The 21,176-nt window shown below is 55.3% G+C and carries 19 protein-coding genes; 4 read left to right on the top strand and 15 right to left on the bottom strand.

Annotated elements, in window-relative coordinates; genetic code table 11:
• Position 1: 1 nt before the first annotated feature.
• From ACFIO0_RS01085 to ACFIO0_RS01035, 11 genes are all read right to left on the bottom strand, one after another.
• Positions 2-412 carry a hypothetical protein gene (locus ACFIO0_RS01085; RefSeq protein WP_390912791.1) on the bottom strand — a complete coding sequence of 137 codons (411 nt, stop codon included), beginning with the start codon at positions 410-412 and terminating at the stop codon, positions 2-4.
• A gap of 56 nt (positions 413-468) precedes the next feature.
• On the bottom strand, positions 469-1,020 hold the full coding sequence (locus ACFIO0_RS01080) for a DUF4166 domain-containing protein (RefSeq protein WP_390912790.1): 552 nt from the start codon (positions 1,018-1,020) through the stop codon (positions 469-471).
• Positions 1,017-1,460, bottom strand: coding sequence for a DCC1-like thiol-disulfide oxidoreductase family protein (locus ACFIO0_RS01075; protein WP_390912789.1), 444 nt, complete (start codon positions 1,458-1,460; stop codon positions 1,017-1,019). The genes ACFIO0_RS01080 and ACFIO0_RS01075 overlap by 4 nt, the downstream gene beginning before the upstream one ends.
• Before the next feature lie 73 nt (positions 1,461-1,533).
• On the bottom strand, positions 1,534-3,507 hold the full coding sequence (gene rpoD / locus ACFIO0_RS01070) for an RNA polymerase sigma factor RpoD (RefSeq protein ID WP_390912787.1): 1,974 nt from the start codon (positions 3,505-3,507) through the stop codon (positions 1,534-1,536).
• Positions 3,508-3,637: 130 nt separating this feature from the next.
• Complete coding sequence (gene dnaG / locus ACFIO0_RS01065; RefSeq protein ID WP_390912785.1) at positions 3,638-5,611, bottom strand: DNA primase; 1,974 nt, start codon at positions 5,609-5,611, stop codon at positions 3,638-3,640.
• Between the two features lie 67 nt (positions 5,612-5,678).
• The gene (locus tag ACFIO0_RS01060; RefSeq protein WP_390912784.1) at positions 5,679-5,990 is read right to left on the bottom strand and encodes a hypothetical protein; all 312 of its coding nucleotides are present in this window, start codon (positions 5,988-5,990) and stop codon (positions 5,679-5,681) included.
• A gap of 39 nt (positions 5,991-6,029) precedes the next feature.
• A complete protein-coding gene (locus tag ACFIO0_RS01055; RefSeq protein WP_390912782.1) occupies positions 6,030-6,575 on the bottom strand; it encodes a sarcosine oxidase subunit gamma in 546 nt (181 codons plus the stop codon).
• Positions 6,568-9,501 carry a sarcosine oxidase subunit alpha family protein gene (locus ACFIO0_RS01050; protein ID WP_390912780.1) on the bottom strand — a complete coding sequence of 978 codons (2,934 nt, stop codon included), beginning with the start codon at positions 9,499-9,501 and terminating at the stop codon, positions 6,568-6,570. Before ACFIO0_RS01050 ends, ACFIO0_RS01055 begins: the two co-directional genes overlap by 8 nt.
• Complete coding sequence (locus ACFIO0_RS01045) at positions 9,498-9,770, bottom strand: sarcosine oxidase subunit delta (protein WP_390912778.1); 273 nt, start codon at positions 9,768-9,770, stop codon at positions 9,498-9,500. Before ACFIO0_RS01045 ends, ACFIO0_RS01050 begins: the two co-directional genes overlap by 4 nt.
• A gap of 86 nt (positions 9,771-9,856) precedes the next feature.
• Positions 9,857-11,110 (bottom strand): sarcosine oxidase subunit beta family protein, encoded by a 1,254-nt coding sequence (locus ACFIO0_RS01040; RefSeq protein ID WP_390915264.1) that lies wholly within the window; start codon positions 11,108-11,110, stop codon positions 9,857-9,859.
• Positions 11,111-11,300: 190 nt separating this feature from the next.
• A complete protein-coding gene (locus ACFIO0_RS01035) occupies positions 11,301-12,731 on the bottom strand; it encodes a Glu/Leu/Phe/Val dehydrogenase dimerization domain-containing protein (protein ID WP_390912776.1) in 1,431 nt (476 codons plus the stop codon).
• Positions 12,732-13,113: 382 nt separating this feature from the next.
• Here ACFIO0_RS01035 and ACFIO0_RS01030 point away from each other — a divergent pair, with 382 nt between their 5' ends.
• Genes ACFIO0_RS01030 through ACFIO0_RS01020 form a run of 3 tightly spaced genes read left to right on the top strand, consistent with a single transcriptional unit; the run spans position 13,114 to position 15,664 of the window.
• On the top strand, positions 13,114-14,559 hold the full coding sequence (locus ACFIO0_RS01030) for a pilus assembly protein TadG-related protein (protein ID WP_390912774.1): 1,446 nt from the start codon (positions 13,114-13,116) through the stop codon (positions 14,557-14,559).
• Positions 14,556-15,092 carry a TadE/TadG family type IV pilus assembly protein gene (locus tag ACFIO0_RS01025; RefSeq protein WP_390912772.1) on the top strand — a complete coding sequence of 179 codons (537 nt, stop codon included), beginning with the start codon at positions 14,556-14,558 and terminating at the stop codon, positions 15,090-15,092. Before ACFIO0_RS01030 ends, ACFIO0_RS01025 begins: the two co-directional genes overlap by 4 nt.
• Positions 15,092-15,664: a TadE/TadG family type IV pilus assembly protein gene (locus tag ACFIO0_RS01020; protein ID WP_390912770.1), complete on the top strand. Its 573-nt coding sequence runs from the start codon at positions 15,092-15,094 to the stop codon at positions 15,662-15,664. The genes ACFIO0_RS01025 and ACFIO0_RS01020 overlap by 1 nt, the downstream gene beginning before the upstream one ends.
• Here the strand turns inward: ACFIO0_RS01020 and ACFIO0_RS01015 are convergent.
• Together ACFIO0_RS01015 and ACFIO0_RS01010 are read right to left on the bottom strand one after the other, a co-directional pair.
• Positions 15,661-16,134 (bottom strand): hypothetical protein, encoded by a 474-nt coding sequence (locus tag ACFIO0_RS01015; protein ID WP_390912768.1) that lies wholly within the window; start codon positions 16,132-16,134, stop codon positions 15,661-15,663. The two genes, ACFIO0_RS01020 and ACFIO0_RS01015, sit on opposite strands and share 4 nt — an antisense overlap.
• A 62-nt stretch (positions 16,135-16,196) precedes the next feature.
• Entirely contained in the window at positions 16,197-17,141 is a 945-nt protein-coding gene (locus tag ACFIO0_RS01010) for an NAD(P)-binding domain-containing protein (protein WP_390912766.1), read from the bottom strand.
• Positions 17,142-17,222: 81 nt separating this feature from the next.
• Here ACFIO0_RS01010 and ACFIO0_RS01005 point away from each other — a divergent pair, with 81 nt between their 5' ends.
• Entirely contained in the window at positions 17,223-18,395 is a 1,173-nt protein-coding gene (locus ACFIO0_RS01005) for a 4Fe-4S double cluster binding domain-containing protein (protein WP_390912764.1), read from the top strand.
• A 13-nt stretch (positions 18,396-18,408) separates the two neighbouring features.
• On the opposite strand, the gene ACFIO0_RS01000 is transcribed toward ACFIO0_RS01005, so the two are convergent.
• Both ACFIO0_RS01000 and ACFIO0_RS00995 read right to left on the bottom strand, forming a co-directional pair.
• Positions 18,409-19,908 (bottom strand): ATP-binding protein, encoded by a 1,500-nt coding sequence (locus tag ACFIO0_RS01000; protein ID WP_390912762.1) that lies wholly within the window; start codon positions 19,906-19,908, stop codon positions 18,409-18,411.
• 212 nt (positions 19,909-20,120) lie between these two features.
• Entirely contained in the window at positions 20,121-21,173 is a 1,053-nt protein-coding gene (locus ACFIO0_RS00995; protein ID WP_390912760.1) for a sn-glycerol-3-phosphate ABC transporter ATP-binding protein UgpC, read from the bottom strand.
• Positions 21,174-21,176: the final 3 nt, after the last annotated feature.

Here is a 21,176-nt window from a genome sequence, read left to right as displayed (position 1 = left end):
CTTAGAAATCGGAGCTGTTGATGTCGTAATCACGGCAAAATTGCAGGGCATGCTGCACAGGTAGGTTGGCCCCGACCTGACGCACTGTCACCGAGGGTGAAGGACCAGCATCGCCAACAGCTTGGGTCGAAAACACCACGCCCTTGCGTCCTTGCGCCGTCACGGCCAGACCGCGTGCTTGAGCGACGTAAATCCGTCCGCGTTGCACGCCAAGTTGGTTAACCGAGTGCAAGGCCGCAGCGCACCACATACCGCGCGCGCCTTCACCCCGGCCCTCGATAACCTCGAATTGGGTTGCGGATACAGGGTTCACATCCAGCCGTGGATCCAAATAGAACCCGTTGGCCGACGCGGCTGTACCAAAGGCTGCACAGGTGGCGGCGATCATCACACAGGGGGTAAATTTACGCATTAGAACGTTCTCCTTTAGCTGACTTTCATGTAGTGCGTCCTTCGTTCACATCAAAATCACGAGGTGGTGCGCAGAGCTGGTTCAAGCCATCCTGAATACCGGATCAACAAGCGATCCCCGCCTAAATAAGCCGCAATATCAAAGCAAAACCGGCCCTGTTCGTCTTGCCACTCGCGGGAGTCACTGCGGGGTGAAATGAACCTCGGCAAAGGTATGCCCAGCACTGATGCACGTACGACAGCGACATTCAGAACACCATCGTTCAGCGCAGGCACAAGGGTGCAGGTCACAGTTCCAAACCGTTCGATGATGGCTGATGTGGCCGTATCGTAGCGCAGTTCAGACGTAGTTTTATGGGTGCCAAACATACGTTCCCATGTTTCTGATACAGAATTTGACGTCACGGTGATGGAGATCGCAGTGTCTGTGGTCTGCGGTGGAAACCCGCCCGATTTGATGGCAATCGCTGGCAAGATGCCGCGCCCGTGCTCAACCCGCGCACGGCCGTGAAACCGGCACGGCGGATCACTGCTGTGAAAGCGCTGCAAAGCCGCGGGCAACTTGGCAAAATCTGGCCCCAAGGCACGTTGAAACGGGGATTGGATCATGTGCCATTTTTCACGAAACGCGAAATGATGTCAGGTGTTGGCATCATGCAAGTCTCGTAGCATCCAAAAATTCGGTAGCGATTGCGCGCGATCAAATGATACATCGGATTTTTGATTAGGCTTGGCAAAAACCGCGCCACGCCAAGTGCACGCCAAGGCCACCCGAGGCTTTGCATCGCCGCACAAAATGCATCAAGGCGTTGATAGGTCACGCCATTTACAATCACGAGGTTGGTTTCAAAATCGGTCACCGGCAAGCCAAGATGCTTGTACAGGGACTGCCCGACCGGTGATTGTGCGGTGGCAAACCGGAAACGACCTGCGTCGCGCTCGATCATAAAACGGAAGAATCCCGAGCACAAAACGCATTCGCCATCAAAGACGATCAGGTCTGTGTCCGACACTTCTGGCGGAGGGGCGTTTGTGATTTGCATATCCATAGACCCGATATATGCAAAACGCCGCCCCTTGTAAGGACGGCGTTTGATTTTGTGTCGAAATGTCTTGTTTCGCTTACTGGTCCAGGAACGACCGCAGTTTGCGCGAACGGGACGGATGTTTCAGTTTGCGCAGTGCTTTGGCTTCGATCTGACGAATACGTTCGCGCGTTACGCTGAACTGTTGGCCCACTTCTTCGAGCGTGTGATCGGTGTTCATGCCGATACCAAACCGCATCCGCAAAACACGTTCTTCACGTGGCGTAAGCGAGGCCAGAACCCGTGTTGTCGTTTCCTTGAGGTTTTCCTGAATGGCGCTGTCCAAAGGCAGCACGGCATTCTTGTCCTCGATGAAATCGCCCAACTGGCTGTCTTCTTCGTCGCCAATCGGAGTTTCCAAAGAAATCGGTTCTTTGGCGATTTTCATCACCTTGCGGACTTTTTCCAAAGGCATTTGCAGTTTTTCTGCCAATTCCTCTGGTGTCGGTTCGCGACCGATTTCGTGCAACATCTGACGACCTGTGCGGACCAGTTTGTTGATCGTTTCGATCATGTGCACAGGAATACGGATCGTGCGCGCCTGATCCGCGATAGAACGCGTGATCGCCTGACGGATCCACCAAGTGGCATAAGTCGAAAACTTGTAACCGCGACGGTATTCGAACTTATCGACGGCCTTCATCAGGCCAATGTTACCTTCTTGGATCAAATCGAGGAATTGCAGACCGCGGTTTGTGTATTTTTTGGCAATCGAAATGACCAAACGAAGGTTCGCTTCGACCATTTCTTTTTTGGCTTGGCGGGCTTCTTTTTCACCCTTTTGAACTTGCTGCACAATGCGGCGGAATTCAGGGATATCAAGACCAACGTATTGACCAACTTGGGCCATTTCGCCGCGCAGTTCTTCGACTTTTTCGGTAGAGCGTTCGATGAACATCTGCCAGCCGCGACCAGCCTTTTGACCCATCTCTTCGAGCCAGTTCGGATCTAATTCACGGCCACGGTATTCTTCAACAAATTCCTTGCGGTTAATCCGTGCTTGGTCGGCCAGTTTCACAATCGCACTGTCGATCTGCATGATGCGACGGTTGATGCCGTACAGCTGGTCAATCAAGGCCTCGATACGGTTGTTGTGCAGGTGCAATTCGTTGACCAGCAAAACGATTTCCGAGCGCAGTTTTTGATACTTCTTTTCGTCTTTTTCAGAAAAAGACCCGTCTTCGTTCAGGGTCGCCGAAATCCGGCTGTCCTGCATTTGCGACAGTTGAACGTAGTCATCAGCAATGATGTCGAGCGCCTCTAGAACCTGCGGTTTCAGCGCAGCTTCCATCGCGGCCAGCGACATGTTGGCTTGCTCGTCTTCGTCATCATCGTCGTCATCCGTGGTGATCGGGTTACCATCGGCGTCGACTTCTGGCTTGGCTTCTTCGGTGGTAGCGGCCCCAGGAACGACAGGCACAACAGGTGTGGTTTCTTCTTCCTCACCCATTTGATCGCCAAATGTCGCCTCAAGGTCGATCACGTCGCGCAGCAAAATCTCTTCGGACAACAGTTCGTCGCGCCAGATTGTGATCGCCTGAAACGTCAGCGGGCTTTCACAAAGCCCGGCGATCATCGTGTTACGGCCCGCCTCGATGCGTTTGGCAATCGCGATTTCGCCTTCACGGCTCAGCAGTTCGACCGATCCCATTTCACGCAAGTACATGCGGACAGGGTCATCGGTGCGGTCCAGTTTTTCTTGGCCCGTCGAACCCAGCGTCAGATCGCGTGTGCCTTCGGTGGCAACCAGATCGGTCGGCCCTTTGTCTTCTTCGGCATCTTCGTCTTCGATAATGTTGATGCCCATTTCGGACAGCATCGACATAACGTCTTCAATTTGTTCAGAACTTACCTGATCAGGGGGCAACACCGTGTTCAGTTGGTCATAGGTGATATAGCCCTTTTCACGGGCTTCACCGATCATCTTCTTGATGGCCGCTTGGCTCATATCAAGCGAGTGATCGCCATCTGCATCTTCGCGCTTGGCGTCGTCATTGTCTTTCGCGGCCATCGAGTGCTCCTAGTCAGGGCTCCGGAAGTGATTCGAAAAACGAATCAGTCAGAGAATCATTCACGCCTTCGGGTGATTCGGCCACCCGTTTACCGTCTTTTTCCTAAGGATTCATACTCAAAAGGCACAATTAGCTGCCTTTTGAAAAACGAATCGTTTCCATCAACGCATCCAAGGCACTGCGTTCGTCACGACTGACGTTGGCACCGTTGGATCCTCTGACGTAATCGCCTTTGTCTTCTTGTGTGCTGCGCACCGCTTCTTCTGCGGCCAAAGCGGCCTGGGTTAGGCGCCATGTGACGCCTTCATCGGCCACGCCGGCTAGGTCTTCTACTGCATCCGCAATTTCAGCGTCCAATCCCCGCACCGTTTCAAGTTTGGCAAGCTCTTCGGCCACAGTCATGCGGGCCTTGTCGGCATCGCCCGGTGTTCGGATGCACGGGATGATTGCGACATGGCTTGCGCCGAGCAGATTTTCAAGAGCATCGGGCCCCAGTGCGCTGTATATATTTTCGCGCAACACCTCTGTGCTGGCCCCCAGGTTGCGTAGAATCAGGTTGCGAATGTCGCTGTGCTCACTGTTGCGAAAGCTCATGTTTTCGAGACTGGTTTCGAATTCTTCGGCCACTTGCGGGGTACACACGAGGGCCGCCAAGATCACCGACTGGCGCAAATGCACCGTGACGGCGTCGCCCTGCCCGTTGGCAAGGGCCGATGATTTTGTCGTTGCTTGCGCGTTTTGTGGCGGCTGCCATTTGCCTTTGAACCCGCCCTTTTGAAAGCCACCATTTTGTTGGCGACGCTGCTGGTTCGGGCGCTTGGTGGAAAACAAATCCCAGCGCATTTCCTTGATCGCTTGGCCGTAGTGATTGCGGATCGACGGATCTTTGATGGTTTTGATCTTTTCGCGCAGCACTTTGTCCAGCATCGCCTTGCGTTCGGGACTGTCAAAAACCTTGCCGTCGGTTTCGCGTTGCCACAGCAATTGCACCATCGGAATAGCACCATCCAGCAGCTTTTTCAGCGCCGGTGCGCCGTTCGCCTTTAGAACGTCATCGGGGTCTTGGCCGTCTGGCATCAGCGCAAATCGCAAGGATTGCCCGGCCTCAAGCAACGGCAACGCCAGATCAATCAGGCGCATCGCGGCGCGCAAGCCCGCAGTGTCACCGTCCAGCGCGATGATTGGTTCGGGGGCGACGCGCCACATCATTTGCAGCTGGCTTTCGGTGATCGCGGTGCCCAACGGGGCAACTGCGCCCTCGAACCCGAATTCGGACATGGCGATCACGTCCATGTAGCCTTCGCCGACAATCAGCGGTTGGCCTTTGCCCGCAGCCGTGCGCGCAGGGCCGTGGTTGTACAGGCTGCGGCCCTTGTCGAACAATTCGGTCTCGGGCGAGTTCAAGTATTTTGCGTTGTCGTTCGGGTCCATCGCGCGGCCACCAAACGCCGTGCAGCGCCCACGCGCATCGCGGATCGGGAACATAATGCGCCCGCGAAATGTATCGTAGGGCTTGCCACCTTTTTGGCTGGGTTTGCCCAATCCGGCCCCTAGGATCAGGTCAGGTTCGACGCCTTTTCCGATCAAATGATCCCACAGCCCTTGCCAGGTGTCGGGGGCAAATCCGATTTCCCAACGCTCGATTGCTTGCGCCTTAAGACCGCGCCGCTCCAGATAGGACCGCGCATCAGCCGCGACACCTTGTTGCAAGGTCATGCGGAAAAACTTGACCGCGTGCTCCATAACTTCGGCCAACAACGTGCGGCGGTCGGCTTTTTCTTGGGCCTTGGGGTCTTGTTCCGGCATCGGCATGCCGGCCTCATCCGCGAGGATTTTCACCGCCTCGATAAAGCTGACGTTTTCGGTTTCGCGCACGAATGAAATCGCGTCGCCTTTGGCATGACAGCCAAAGCAGTAGTAAAAGCCCTTGCGGTCATCGACGTGAAAGCTGGCGGATTTTTCCTGATGGAAGGGGCACGGTGCCCACATGTCGCCTTTGCCTTGGTTCGACTTGCGTGTGTCCCATATGACTTTGCGCCCGACCACTTGGGACAGGCTGGCGCGGGTGCGCAGTTCGTCAAGGAATCCGGGGGGCAGGCTCATGTTTATACAATATTGGTCTGCGACGGTCAGAGTCTAGGGCCGCCGTTGTGACAATTGCCAAAGTTCGTCACTTGGACTGGCAGGCATCCTTCCATTGGGTGCCCAGATCGACAGATTTAATGTCGCGACGTTTCAGATCGTAGATCGGACCACCCAAGACCGTGATCGCCTTATTATAGCGCTCCGGCCATTCAGGATTGCTCGCGGCGATGTGTTCAGCCAACTGGCTTTCTTTGACGCGTTCCAGCCGCGCAGCTTGGATCGCGGCGACAACCTGGCCTTGATAGACGCAATCGTCATCCTTGCTGATGGTTTCAGCATGCGCAGTTCCGGCGGCTAAAACGGCGGCGATGGTGGTCAGGCGAAAAAGGGACAGCATAAGACGGCTCCAGAAAACACGGACAAGATTCGCAGCAGCTTATCCGCGCGCCGCCACACCTTCCATAGCCGTTTGAATGTCGTGCAGTAACGTCTGCGCCATGGATCGGAACACCATAATCATGAACGTGTCGGTGCCCAAGCGCGTGATCGAGGCGTTCATGTGCATCAAATCACTGCGCGCCGTGTGTCCGCGTTTGAAATGTGCATCGCGTAGATCAAGCGGGGTCAGACGGGCCAAAACATCCGTGGCCTGCGCACCCGTGAGCGTCGTTGTGGCCCACGCATCGGTCTGATCTGTCAACGCGGCGTGTTTGGCGAGCGTGTGGTGCGGGGGCGGCCCAATCAACAACGCTTGGTCGCGGCCGAACCAAATTCCACGCGCACCGTCTTTGCCAGTTGCGCGATTGGGGCCGGGCAGCGTCATGCCATGGGCAGATTTCAAAGCGTCTGACAGGTTGCCTGCCTGCCCAAGATATGGTGACATCGAAGTCAGTGGTCCCGCGTCGATTTCCGCGAATGTCACGGTGCCGATGGTCAACGGAACCATATTATCGAGCGGCGTTTTAGGTTTCAAATCAACCACGGGCACGGTCCCCTTTCGGGTCAAAAAAGACAGGGTGGCAGACTTCGACCACGGTTTCGATGCCGCGCACAGCGTCGATCATGCGCAAACGATCGCCTTGTCGTGCCGCACCGCCACGCACAAATCCAAGCCCCAAGAAATGCCCGAATGTCGGGGAAAATCCGACAGAAGTCATGTAGCCTTGGTCGTTGTCAGGCGTAGGGTCCTCGCCTTCTGGATAGAAATGCGCGCCCCCCGTCAACTGCTTTACCGCGCCCACGGGTTTGAACCCCATCAGCTGTTCGCGGTCTTCATCCAACAGGCCCTCGCGCTGCGACATAACCTTGCCGATGCAGTCTTTTTTGGCACTGATCATCCGGTCCATCCCGATGTCAAACGCCGTCACCCGCCCGTGAATTTCGCCATGCGTGATGAACCCCTTTTCGATGCGCAGCACGTTCAAGGCCTCCATTCCGTAAGCACCACCGCCCATGGCTTCGGCCTGTTTCAGCAGCACCCAAAACAGCGCGTCACCGTAGCGCGCAGGCACCGCGATTTCATAGGCATGTTCGCCCGAAAACGAGATGCGGAACAATCGCCCTTGGACGCCAGCGACGGTCACGCCTCCGCATGCCATGAACGGCCAGGTTTCATTGTCGATTGGCGTCGACAGCAACCCGTTCAGCAATTCGCGCGACTTTGGTCCCGCAACCGCGAACTGCGCCCATTGTTCCGTAACAGACGTGAACCGCACGTCCCAGTCGGGGCGCAGGCACTGCGTCACAAATTCCAGATGGCGCATCACCTGACCTGCGGCTGCCGTCGTCGTGGTCATCACAAAATGCGTATTCGACAGGCGCGCGGTGGTGCCGTCATCCATCACATGCCCGTCTTCGCGCAACATCAATCCATAGCGTACGCGCCCGGTTTTGAGCGTGGAAAACATGTTGGTGTAGACAAAATCCAACAGCGCTGCGGCGTCTGGCCCCTGAATGTCGATTTTGCCCAGCGTGGACACATCGCACACGCCAACCGCCTCGCGCACCAGATTGACCTCGCGATCACAAGATTGCCGCCAATGCGTTTCACCCTTGGCAGGAAAATATGACGGGCGATACCACAGGCCTGCCTCCATCATCGGCGCACCGCGTTCGATTGTCGCGGCATGGCTGGTGATAAATCGTTCAGGCATGAACCCTTTGCCCTGTGCCCCCGCGCCCATCGCGGCAATCGCCACGGGCGAATACGGCGGGCGAAACGTCGTTGTGCCAGTTTCAGGAATGCCACGCCCCGTCGCATCCGCCAACAACGCCAGCGCGTTAACGTTTGAATTTTTGCCCTGATCGGTCGCCATGCCTTGGGTCGTGTAACGCTTCATGTGCTCAACCGAGCGGAAATTTTCGGTGGCCGCCTGTTTGACGTCTTTGACCGACACATCGTTCTGGAAATCAAGCCACGCGCGGCCTTTGCCGGCCACAGCCCAGAGCGGTTCCATCTTGTAATCGCTGTCTTCGGCATTCGGGCGCGGCACCTCAGCGGGCTTGGTCCCCAAGGCCGCAAGGGCGTCGCGCGCCGCCGCGACCCCCGCCGCCAAACACGCCGCTGTGGAGAAATCGCCGTTGCACGCGCCTGCAACCGTCATGTTCGGGATCGAACCGGGCGTGGGCACAAAGCTCGCGATATCCTCGCGCCACGTGGGCCGCCCATTCATGTGGCACGTCATGTGCACTGACGGATTCCACCCACCCGACATCGCCAGGCAATCGGTCGAAATGCTGTCTTCGCCGCTGGCTGTGCGATACGTAACGCTTTCCAACTGCTTGCGGCCAGACGTGGCGCAAACCTGCGCGCCGGTGATCAAGCGGTAATCGCCCAGCGCCTTTGCACTGTTGCGACTGTCGATCACAGCGGCCACATGCACGCCTGCGTTTTGCAGGTCCATTGCGCTGCGATGTGCATCATCGTTGTTGGCAAACACCGTGACTGTTTTGCCCGGGGCAACCCCCCAGCGGTTGACATAAGCGCGCACAGCATTCGCCATCATGATGCCGGGACGATCGTTGTTTTGAAACGCGATGGGGCGTTCTAGCGCACCTGCCGCCAACACTGTTTTCTTGGCCGCGATCCGCCAGAATGTTTCAAGCACGGCTTTGCCGTCGCGCCGGTCTGTGTGGTGGTTCACTCGTTCAAGCGCACCATAGGTGCCTTGGTCGTACGCCCCCGTCACCGTGGTACGCGTCATCAGACGAACGTTGTCCATGCCGGCCAATTCCACGACGATATTTGCCGCCCAGTCAGCCCCCCTTTGCCCATCCACCCTATAGGTTTCCGCGTTCAAACGCCCGCCCATTATGCTGTCTTCGTCCGCAAGGATCACATCCACACCTGAGCGCGCCGCCGTCAACGCCGCCATCAAACCCGCAGGGCCAGCTCCGATAATCAACAGATCACAATGCGCGAAGGCGCGTTCGTATTTATCCGTATTCGCCTGCCCGCTGAGCGCGCCAAGACCAGCTGCGCGTCGGATAATCGGCTCGTACACCCGTTCCCAAAACGCGCGCGGCCACATGAATGTTTTGTAGTAAAACCCAGCCCCCAAGAAAGGCGCTGCCAGATCATTCACAGCCAGCGCATCAAAACCAAGGGACGGCCAAGCATTCTGACTGCGCGCATCAAGGCCTGTGTAAATCTCTTGCACCGTGGCGCGCACATTGGGATCGGCACGCCCCCCAGATCCAATCGTCACGAGTGCATTTGGTTCCTCTGAACCTGCGGTCAAAATCCCGCGCGGACGGTGGTATTTAAACGAACGCGCGACAAGGCGCACCTCGTTTGCGAGCAAGGCAGAGGCGAGCGTATCGCCCTTGAACCCATTGTACTCGACCCCGTCAAATGAAAACGAAACAGGGGCGTTGCGGTCAATCAGACCCTTATCAGTCAGCCTCACGTGCGCGCCCCTTTTGCATCTATCGCCAGTTCAGCGCCCAACACTTCGTGCGTTACCGTGTTGCGGGTCACGACCAGCCACGCAGAACAGCCGCCATCGTGATGCCACAGCTCGCGCAGCGGCCCCGGGTGATTGTCGCGCAAGTAAACGTAGTCCAGCCACGCGTCAGCCGAAGCCTCAGGATCGGGGCGATCTAATGCCACAGCTGCACCCTGATAGTAAAATTCACGAATGTCGCGTTCACCGCAAATCGGACATGGCAGCCGCATTACACTTCTCCTGATCGGGCGCGCTGCCCAATTTTGTTCTGATCCCAAATATTCCCGCCGGAGGCATCCATCGTCATCCCCAAACGCTAATGTAGATTGTGTTGAGAGCCGGTTGCCTCTTCGTCCATCAAACCCACGCCTGTTGAAAAACGGTCCATCCGGTGCCGCACGGCCGCCGTGTGCGGGTTGCCCGTCGCCATCAGATGCGCAAATGTGTTGCCCGATGCAGGCGTCGCTTTGAACCCACCGTAACACCAACCGCAGTTGATATAGAGCCCGTCGATGTGGGTTTTGTCGATGATCGGCGACCCGTCAGACGACATGTCCATGATCCCGCCCCAACTGCGCAAAACCTTGGCTTTGGCGATGGACGGCATCAGCGTCACCGCGCTTTCGATGACGTGTTCGGCCATGGGCAGGTTCCCCCGCGACGCATAACTGGAATACAAATCGAGCGACCCGCCAAAGACCAAACCGCCTTTGTCCGACTGACTAATATAGAAATGACCCGCCTCGTAGGTGATGACATGGTCGATGGCTGGCTTCACCCCTTCTGTGACAAACGCCTGCAAAACGTGGCTTTCGACTGGCAAACGCATGCCCGCCATCGCCGCAACTTGGCTAGAGCGGCCAGCGGCCACAATCCCGACCTTTTTCGCGCGGATTGCGCCACGTGTGGTTTGCACGCCTTTGACCACGCCGTCGACGATATCAATACCGGTGACTTCGCATTGCTGGATCAAATCTACACCGCGCTGATCGGCGCCGCGCGCAAATCCCCAAGCGACTGCGTCATGACGGGCAGTGCCGCCACGAGGTTGATACAAACCGCCATAAATCGGAAACCGGGTTTGGTCGAAATCAAGATAAGGCAGCATTTTACGCACGTCTGCATTGTCCATCAGGACAGCGTCATCCCCCTGACCAATAACCGCATTGCCACGCCGCGCCGCCGCATCCCGGGACCCGTCAGAATTGAATAGGTTGATCACACCACGCTGCGAATGCATGACATTATAGTTAAGCTCTTGCTCAAGCCCTTCCCACAGCTTCAGCGAATGGCTGTAGAATTCGGAATTGCCAGGCAGGCCGTAATTCGCGCGCACAATTGTGGTGTTGCGACCAACATTGCCACCGCCAAGATATCCCTTTTCCAACACGGCAACATTGGTAATGCCGTGCTGCGAGGCCAGATAATATGCGGTCGCCAGACCATGCCCGCCGCCGCCAATGATGATCACATCATACTCTGCCTTGGGCTCAGGATCGCGCCAATGCGGTGACCACCCTTTGTTGCCTGTTAAGCCTTCTTTCAGAACACGTAGTCCGGAAAAACGCATCACTTGTCCCCCAGTGCCGCCGGATTTCAACCAGCCCATAGAGGCGAGATAACTACGCAATGAACAGAGAAACAATCGGTTTTCGACCGGAACAAGCCTATGGGCGACTTTGTCTTGGCTACAAAAAACGGCGCGCCCTTGAAAAGGCGCGCCGTATCACAGCAACCAGTTGTCTTCTGGTTAAGCCAAATTACAGACCTTTGGCGCGGTAACTGCTTGCGACTTTGCCGATGGACACCAGATATGCAGCTGTACGCAGATCCTGAACGTCTTCGCGTCCGTGCCAGATTTCACTCATGGATTGGTAGGCAATCCGCATCGTATCATCCAGGCCCGAGCGCACAAGCTCCAGTTCGTCGGCGCCACGCAGATAGCGTTCCTTAAAGTTAGGGCTGAGTTCCCAACCGATCTTGGAATCGGCACTGAGCCGCTCCAGTTCATCGACAACCAACTGGTGACGCCCTTCTTCTTGGCGGCGCTGCATGCGGCCAAAACGGATATGGCTCAGGTTTTTGACCCACTCAAAGTAGGACACCGTCACACCACCGGCGTTGGCGTACATGTCTGGAATGATCACTGTGCCTTTGTCGCGCAGGATCGTGTCTGCGCCCGCAGTGACCGGACCGTTGGCAGCTTCGATGATCAAGGGTGCCTTGACGTTCGCCGCGTTGCCTAGGTTGATCACAGCCTCAAGTGCCGCTGGAATCAGAATGTCACAGTCTTCTTCCAGAACCTTTGCGCCATTTTCGACATATGTCGCATCCGGATAACCCGCGACACCACCATGCGCCCCAATCCAATGTTGAACCGCATCCACGTCCAGACCTTTGGCGCTGGTCAGTGCCCCGTCCCGTTCGATGATACCGGTGATGACACAACCGTCTTCTTCTTTCAGGAACTTCGCGGCGTGATAGCCCACGTTGCCGAGCCCCTGAACAATGACGCGCTTACCATCAAGCGTGCCATCAAGGCCGGCTTTTTCAACACCCTGACGATCGCGAAAGAACTCGCGCAAGGCGTATTGCACACCACGCCCCGTCGCCTCGACCCGACCGGCGATCCCACCAGCGTTCAGCGGTTTACCTGTGACGCAGGCTTTGGCGTTGATGTCTGTCGTGTTCATCCGCGCGTATTGATCCGCCATCCAAGCCATTTCGCGTTCGCCCGTGCCCATATCCGGGGCCGGTACGTTTTGGGATGGATTGATCAGGTCGCGCTTGATCAACTCATAGGCGAAACGCCGTGTGATCAGCTCAAGTTCATGTTCGTCATATTGACGTGGATCGATGCACAGCCCGCCTTTGGATCCACCAAACGGAGCCTCAACCAGCGCACATTTGTAGGTCATCAGGGCCGCAAGCGCTTCGACTTCGTCCTGATTGACGCCCATGGAAAAGCGAATACCGCCTTTGACAGGTTCCATATGTTCAGAGTGAACCGAACGATATCCTGTGAAAGTTTGGATTTGGCCCCGTAATCGCACGCCAAAACGCACAGTGTAGGTGGCGTTACAGACGCGGATTTTTTCTTCTAGCCCGGGCGGCAGGTCCATCAGTGCAACGGCACGGTTGAACATCATATCTACGCTTTCGCGAAAGCTGGGCTCTTGGGGGGCACTCATCCGATTTCTCCTTCTGAGTAATTTCGACTCGACGTTCTGTCAGTCAATATCCACAACCTATGCCGAGATCGTTAACGAGCGCGAGACAAAATGCCGAGTTTTTGGGCAGTTTAAGAAAATCAGTATTCCAAATTCAGGGCCAGCTCCGTCTTGGGACAAATTAGTCTTCGAAAACACCTGTTTTCACTCGATCTACTCAGGGTTGACGCAATTCATTAACGATAGGTTAACAATGTTGAGAAATGCGCTGGATTGTCTGCGTTTCGACCGAGAAATCATAGACATATCCCGTTTTGGCCCGATTCACGACACATTTGGACGTCATCAAATGCTTCGACGCAATGGGTTTCCCCGTTGCAATTGAAACAAATGGAAGCTCATCATGTTTGCGCTGAAACAGACCAAAACGGACTGCTCTACGTCGGGCTGCAAAGACAAGCTAACGACACCTGATCTGGTGTTTATGCTCAAACATTTTGGGCGTAACGAAGACGGCGTTGTGACTATCTTTGCCATCATGATGCTGATGATGATGCTAATGGTCGGCGGCATTGGCGTCGATTTGATGCGCAACGAAATGGAGCGCACACGTCTACAAAACATCAGCGATCGCGCTGTTTTGGCCGGGGCCGATCTGGATCAGACATTAGATCCCGAAGCCGTGGTAAACGACTATTTCGAAAAGGCCGGCATGTCGTCCTACCTGTCCACCGTGACCGTGGATGAAGGGCTGAACTACCGCACCGTGAACCTGACCGCCAATACTGTCACCCCCACACGCTTTATGCGTTTGGTTGGCGTTGACGAATTGGGCGTGCCTGCCCGCAGCACCGCAGAAGAGCGGATTTCGAATGTCGAAATCTCGATGGTTTTGGATATTTCCGGTTCGATGTACTGGAACAACAAGATGAGTAACCTCAAACAAGCCGCCAAGTCGTTTGTAAGCGAGGTCATCCGCGAAGAAACGACAGATTTGATTTCGGTGTCGCTGGTGCCCTACACCGCGCAGGTGAATATCGGCCCCGACATCTTCAATGAGCTGCTCAGTGAAGAACTGCATAGCTATTCACATTGCATCGATTTTGACACCACCGACTTCAACACGCCCGGCATCAATCTGGCCAAAGCGTACCCGCAAATGCAGAACTTTGAAAACGGGAGCAGTCGTAACTACAACACGATCCAGAACCCGGGCTGCCCGCGTCAAACCTACGAACGCATCGTGCCTTTGTCTCAGGACAACTCAGGTTTGAAGACCACGATCGACAAATATACGTCACGGGCCAACACTTCGATCCACCTTGGTATGAAATGGGGTGTCGCGTTGCTCGATCCGGCGTTCCGTCCGGTGACCCAAGCCTTGACGCTCGATGGAAAAGTTGACGGTATTTTTGCCGCCCGCCCTGCCAATTACGATGACGTGGAGACCCTGAAAACGATCCTGCTGATGACAGACGGGCAAAACGTAAGCACCGAGCGCATTCAGCCTTGGTACTATGCCAACCCCAGCCACTATGCGCATTGGAACAAGTATCCGCTGCAATGGTATTTGAACCGCTACGTGCACTATTCCCAGCACGACAACTGGAAATACACGAAGTACAGCGCATCACAGGCCGATGGCATGCTGTCTAGCATCTGCACAGCCGCCAAAGACCAAGGCATTGTGATCTGGTCCGTCGGGTTTGAAGTGAGCGATTACAGCGCAACGGTCATGTCCAACTGCGCCTCGTCGCCTAGCCATTTCTTCCGTGTCGAAGGGGTCGAAATTTCCGAAGCCTTCAAGGCCATCGCCAGCCAAATTAACCAACTGAGGTTGACCCAATGAAACAGACATTCCTAAGTCGCATCAAGCGGTTCGGGCGCAATGAAGATGGCCAGATGATTGTTGAATTCGCGCTCGGTGTGCCCCTGATCTTCACTATGTTTATGACCTCTGTCGAAATGGGCATCTACTCAATGCGTCAAGTGTTTCTTGACCGCGGTGTCGATATGACCGTGCGCAACATTCGCCTGAACACAGGTGCGAACTACACGCATCAGAACCTAAAGCAGATGATCTGCGACTACTCTGGTCTGCCCAACGATTGCGAAAACACGCTGCGTTTGTCGATGAACCCTATCGACATGAGAAACTTTAACGGGTTCGGCGGGTCTGCGGATTGTGTGGATGTTTCACAGCCCGTGACACCATTGCAGGCATTCTCGAACGGCCTGGACCACGAAACCATGCTGCTGCGCGCGTGCTACATGTTCAAACCCGTCTTTCCGACGTCCGGGTTGGGGCATTCGTTTACCAAAGACGGTTCCGGACGTGCCAAAATGGTGTCTGTCTCGGCCTTTGTGCAGGAGCCACAATAATGGAACATAAACGCACTTGGAAACGCGCAACACTGCGCCATTGGGTCAAGCGATATTCCCGCGACGAAGACGGCAGTATCGCCATCGAAATGATGATCTTGTTGCCGATGTTGTTCTGGGCCTTTCTGACGCTGTTCTCGATCTTTGACGCCTATCGCAAGCATTCGCTGAACCAAAAGGCTGCGTTTACGATTGGCGACATGATCTCACGTGAGACTGCTCTGATTGATCAGGCATTTCTGAACGGCACACAAGAACTGCTGGCCTATTTGACCAACGAAAATGTCACAGACACATCCATCCGTATCACCAGCGTTAAATTCGACGCCGACAACAATATCTACAAGCGTGACTGGTCGAAAACCAAAGGCTGGGTGCCTGAGCTAAAGAACAACAACATTTCCAACTGGCACACCCGCCTGCCAATCATGCCGCACAACGAACGGATTATGGTTGTGGAGACGTTTGTGAAATACAATCCGCCTTACAACACTGGGCTATCTGACCACGAAATCGTAAATTTCGTCTTTACGCGCCCGCGCTATTCACCACAGATTCTGTGGAGCGATTAAAGATCACGCTGCGCGATCGTCGCGGCAATGATCTCGGACATAAATTTGGTCTGATGCCCCGGTGTCATACCACCGACCCCGATCTGGCGACCAATGCGCCACCAAAGACCCGGACGCCACACACGCGTTTCGGGTTTTTTGGTGCGTAACAGGAAACCGTTTGACGGTTTGAACGCAAAAAATCCGCGATCAATACTGACGATGTCCTCGATCCGCGCAATGACAATGCCGCTGCTGTCGCGAATTTCGGTCTCGGTCAGCTCGATCACGTGCGACGTGGCGCGCCGCATTTTATCCGCCAGCCAAAGCGATCCGGCACCAATGATCAGCAAAAACAACTGACCCAGCAACGACGGTGGCTTTGCCAAGCACAGGTAAATCAACAAAATCCCCAAGAACGCCAGCGACACGATGCCCAACATCCGCCGTCCGGCAGAGGCGTACACAGTTCCAATAACCTCGTCGCTCATGATGCGTTCCTTTTTGTCAGTCCGCGCCACCTACCCTTGATCGGGGCTGCGCCACAAGGGCGTTAGCGTTTTGGGACCACCTCATAGCCGCGCTCTTCGGGTTCATCGTCGACCAGTTCGGTCGGAAAACCGGGCGCTGTGATCGACAGACCCGTCGCCTCTTCGAGCCGTTCGATCATGCGATCAGACTGCGCACGCATGCCGTAACGCTTTTGCCCGTCCGTCATCATTTCGATCATCAAAGGCGACAGTTCCAACGGAACATTATTGCGATCGGCGATGGCCTGAAATAGTCCGATGTCCTTTTGAATTAGATCCATCGTGAAATTCACATCGCGGCTGCCTGACAGTATCAGCTGGCTTTCAGTTTCATGTACGAAGGACGTGCCCGACGACATCGAAATCGCTTCAAAGGTCATGCCCAGATCCATGCCCGCCGCCTTCATCACGGTCAACGCCTCGCAAACGGATAGCAAATTCATCGTGGCCAAATAATTCGTCATCACCTTCAGCGTCGATGAAATACCCACCTCGCCCACGTGCAAAATTCGACGTCCCATGTGCGTCAGGATCGGCAGTGCTTTGTCGAAAGTCGCACGCGTGCACCCCGCATAGATGCTGATGTTGCCGGTGTCGGCACGGTGGCAACCACCTGAAACCGGACAATCAACAGCTTCGCCACCCGCCGCAATCACAAGGGCTGCAAGGCGTTTGACCTCTTCTGCGTCCGTGGTCGACATTTCCATCCAGATTTTACCGGGGCCGACGTGGGGCAGCATCTCTGCGACCACTGCATCGCAGGCCGCCGGGCTCGGCAAGCAGGTGATGACCGCATCGCAGATTTGCATCACATGCGCCGCACTGTCACCAGCCTTGGCCCCCTCAGCCACTTTTGCAGTCACAAATTCTGCGTTCAAATCAAAGACCGTGACGTCTTCGCCGTTCCGGATCAGGCTGCCAGCAAGCTTGCCGCCGACATTACCGAGACCAATAAAACCGATTTTCATTTGTGTTCTCCCTGTTTGTGCCAGACTTCTCTGGTCAAAAACGTCTTGTCCATCCCGATTGCGACGCGATAGCGTAACTTCATGAGTTATCCGAAAAATCACAACCTTCCGCACCCCAACGACGCTGCCGCTGGCATTGAAGTCACCGAAGATTTCGAACGCTTTACCCAGCGCAACGATGTGTTCACCCGCGCGTTTTGGGACGACACTGTGCGCACCAAACAGACCGACGGCTTTTTTGCGTCCTACCGGATGGAAGCAACGCCGCGTCGTGGAGACGGGTTCACCCAGCGCGATTTTGCCCTGCGAAATGCCGCTTGGTTGATTTCGGATGTGATCACCGATCGCCACGCAGACCAAGGGCGGCGCGAAGGGTTCCAAGCCCCGATCAGCTATGACACCCCCGTTGCACCGATGCAGCTAGAGGTCGATGACCCAAACGAAATGTCGACTGAGATCAAACGCATAGCCAAGTTTTTTGGCGCTAACTTGTGCGGCGTCACCGACATGGATGATCGATGGCTTTACGCCAGCCGGATCGATACCCGTGACCTGTCCGATGCACCCAACGATCTGCCCGAAGGCATGACATCAGTCATTGTTCTGGGCCACGAAATGGACGCGGAATTGGTCGCGACCTACCCCTCTGCGCTTGCTGGTGCGGCAACAGGGCGTGAATATTCGCACGAGGCGTCGGTGGTGATGCAGCTCGCTGCCTACATCCGCAATTTGGGGTACGACGCCGTTGCGTCAATGAACGACACAGGCCTGGTCATCCCCTATGCCGTTAAGGCCGGTTTAGGGGAATACGCACGAAATCAAATGGTGATCACGCCTGAATTCGGACCGCGTTTGCGGTTTTCCAAAATCTTTACCAGCCTGCCGTTGGCGCACGATGTGGCCGAACCCAAAGGCGTCAAAGACTTTTGCGATATCTGTACGAAATGCGCGGATGCCTGTCCGGTCAAAGCACTGCCCTTTGGTGCCCCAGAGGTTGGCGGATCAAATGTGTCCGCGATCAAGGGCGTGCGCAAATGGACGTCAGATGCAGAGAAATGTTTCAGCTTTTGGGCCAAAACATCGACTGATTGCGCGATTTGCATGCGGGTTTGCCCGTTCAATCGCGACTTTGACACGTGGCCGCACCGGTTGTGGCGCAAGCTTGCCCTATCCCGGTTTCGCAAGCTCGCTCTATGGCTCGACCGCAACCGTGGCGGACGGGTGAAGCCAAGCACGTGGTGGGAAAAAACCTGAGAAATCAGCAGCGTTACACGTCTTTGTTCAGCAGTTCCGTGACCCCTTTCAACAGGGTGTTTTTCGACACAGGTTTTACAAACTGAATGTCGTCCGCGCTCACGCCATTGCCGTGAATTGCCGCTTCTTTTGGATAGCCCGAGATGAAAATAACCTTGAGCCCGTCAATCATTTTGCGCGCCTCGCGGGCCAGTTCAGGCCCCTGCAAGGCCCCCGGCATCACGATGTCCGTCAGCATGACTTCGGGGCGATAGCCTTCGGCCAGCATCGCAAATGCCTCGTCGCCCGATGCTGCCTGCGCAACACCCAAGCCAAGTTCCGACAACTGGCGTACAATCACATTTCGCACGTCCGGTTCATCTTCGACCACCAGAATTTTAGCGGATTTCACGTAACCCGTGATTTCTTCTTGAATTTGGTCCAATGTGCTGGGCTGGTCCGATCCGCTGACTGCGGGGAAATACAGCTTGAATGTCGTGCCTACCCCGACTTCGCTGTAGATGCGCACCGATCCTTTCGATTGCTTCAAAAAGCCAAACACCATCGACAGGCCCAAACCTGATCCTTTGCCCACCGCTTTGGTGGTGTAGAACGGCTCAAACACCTTGCCCATGATCGTTTTGCCCATGCCGTGACCGTTGTCCGAAATCGCCAGCATGACATAACGACCGGGCACGATATCCTCGTAACGCTCGGTAACATAGGCCTCTGAAATGCGAACGTTGCAAGTTTCAATCGTCAGCTTACCGCCGCTATTGGGCATCGCATCGCAGGCATTGTTGACGATGTTCAGGATGGCCGTGTCCAACTGGTGACGGTCCACATTGACGGTCCACAAACCACCACCCTCGACGGTCTGGATCGAGATACTGGCCGGAATGACCCTACGCATCATCGAATCCATTTCGCGCACGGCACGGTTCAAATCAATCTGTTTGGGCATAAGGTGCGACCGACGCCCATAGGCCAACAATTGCTGCGTCAAACTTGATCCACGCGAGGTGGCGCGCAGGGCGTCATCAATGAAACTCATCCGTTCCGACGAATCCGGATCAGAGCGCAGAAATTCCAAATTGCCTTGAATGACCGTCAGCAAATTGTTGAAATCATGCGCAACACCGCCGACCAGCTGGCCAATCGCGTCGGTACGCTGGCTTTGGATCAACGCCGCTGCAGAACGTTTCGCGGCAGAGTTGTCAAAGATAATCGCCAGCGAGCGGACGAACTTGCCATTTTCGTCCAAAGACGCTGACGCCGAGAGCAAAACAGGGATTTCAGTGCCGTCTTTCCGCACAAAATCATATTCTACATTGTAGACTGATCCGGTTTTGTAAAATTGCGGCAGTATGTCTTCGATTGCCTTCTTGCGAGAGGCGTCCGTCAGGAAATCAGATGATTGATGGCCGACCATTTCTTCGGGCGTGTACCCCAGTTTACTCGCCCAAAATCGACTGACCTGCAAAATGCGGCCTTCTTGATCAATGGAATGCATCATAATCGGTGCATTTTCCATTATCGGCTCAAAGGGATCATCAGGAGCAGTTTTTAAATAATTCAGCAAATTGTTAGTCATACACGCCTCGTCTTTTGACGGCCCCCACTAGGACACTTCAAAAGAGTAACATGATTTCACCTGACACGCATAGCGAGCAAATGCACAAACTGCGTTGCTCTTGACTGCCGTTGGGTCAAGCGACCCTTGAAATTTCACCTTTAAGCCATGCGTTACCGCAGCCGCACGCCGGTATTTGCTTCAAAGAACATCGCGCGGTACGGCTCAAATTCGACATCAACGGTGTCGCCGATTTTACTGCGCTCATCGCCGCGCTCTTCGACGATCAATCGCGTGCCATCAGAGGCCCGCAGATATGCGTATGACACCCCGCCCAAGGCTTCGGTCAGCTCCACATTCATCCCGGACCCGGCAACAATCGTCAGATGTTCGGGGCGCACACCCATCGTCACGGCCTGCGCGTCCTTAGGGATCGCGGGGTTTGCGACCGGGGCCTGCAAGGCCGCGTGCGCCGCTTGGCCGTCGCTGACAGTACACTCCATAAAGTTCATCGAAGGAGAACCGATAAAGCCTGCCACAAATTTATTGTCCGGATTGCGGTACAATTCCAGTGGCGCGCCGACCTGTTCGATACGCCCGTCCCGTAGCACAACAATTTTATCCGCCATGGTCATCGCTTCGACCTGATCGTGGGTCACGTAGATCATCGTGGCCCCGATTTCGTGGTGCAATCGTGCGATTTCCACGCGCATTTCCACACGCAGTTCCGCATCCAGATTGGACAGCGGTTCATCGAACAAAAACACGTCCGGCCCCCGCACAATTGCGCGCCCGATCGCGACCCGTTGGCGTTGCCCCCCGGACAGCGCTTTGGGTTTACGTTTCAGGTAGTCGCCAAGTTTCAGAATGTCCGAGGCTTTGCCGACCTTTTCTTTGATCTCGGCCTTGGGCACCCCGTTCATCCGCAGCCCGAACCCCATGTTTTCCGCCACAGTCATGTGTGGGTAAAGTGCGTAGGTTTGAAACACCATCGCCACACCGCGCAAACTGGGATCGATGTGGGTAACATCCTGATCTCCAATAAACATCTGGCCTTCGGTGGTTTCCTCAAGCCCTGCAATCATGCGCAGCAATGTCGATTTCCCGCACCCTGAAGGGCCCACAAAAACGCAGAATTCACCGTCCGCAATGTCCAGATCAATGCCATGGATCACTTGTGTTTCGCCGTAACGTTTCACCACGTTTTTCAGGTTCACTCCGGTCATGTC

The sequence above is a fragment of the Pseudosulfitobacter sp. SM2401 genome, from assembly GCF_042932805.1.
Taxonomy (GTDB): domain Bacteria; phylum Pseudomonadota; class Alphaproteobacteria; order Rhodobacterales; family Rhodobacteraceae; genus Ascidiaceihabitans.
This window is presented reverse-complemented; position numbering and strand designations above follow the sequence as displayed.